This window comes from Haloarcula sp. Atlit-120R (assembly GCF_003665885.1).
GTDB lineage: Archaea > Halobacteriota > Halobacteria > Halobacteriales > Haloarculaceae > Haloarcula > Haloarcula taiwanensis.
This window is the reverse complement of the sequence record NZ_QPLN01000097.1, coordinates 1-449: the sequence shown is the minus strand read 5'-3', so window position 1 is coordinate 449 and position 449 is coordinate 1. Positions and strand designations below refer to the sequence as shown.

General features: G+C 61.2%; 1 protein-coding gene. It reads right to left on the bottom strand.

The window, feature by feature from the left end; translation table 11 throughout:
- Positions 1–449: UvrD-helicase domain-containing protein (locus DVK01_RS21390; RefSeq protein ID WP_147435238.1), on the bottom strand; the 449-nt coding region annotated here is incomplete at both ends.

The following is a 449-nucleotide window of genomic DNA, read 5'->3' as shown; positions in this document are numbered from 1 at the left end:
AACTCGAAGAGCTCGTTCAGGAACGACAGCGGCTCGTCTAGCGTTCGGAAGTTCCCGGAGAGTTCAAGCGCGGTCGGACTCTCGGCATCGCTCTCGGAAACGTCGTCAACCCCACGGACCTCGTTGACGGTCTGGAGTTCCGCTCTCGCCGCTCCGAACGTCGTCACGTCGGCCCCACGGAAGCCGTAGATGCTCTGTTTCTCGTCGCCGACCAGGAAGATGTTCGACGCCGTCTGTTCGTCGACGCCCGTGAGAAGCTTGACTAACTCCCACTGGCGCGGGTCCGTATCCTGGAACTCGTCGACCATCTCGGCCGCAAACTGCTCTCGTAGCCGCTCCGTGACGGCATCGTTCGCTCGCAAGAACTCAAGCGTCGTCTCGATCACGTCGGGGAAGTCGAGCGTATCCCGGCGCTCCTTCTCGTCAGTATAGGCTGTGAGGACATCGTC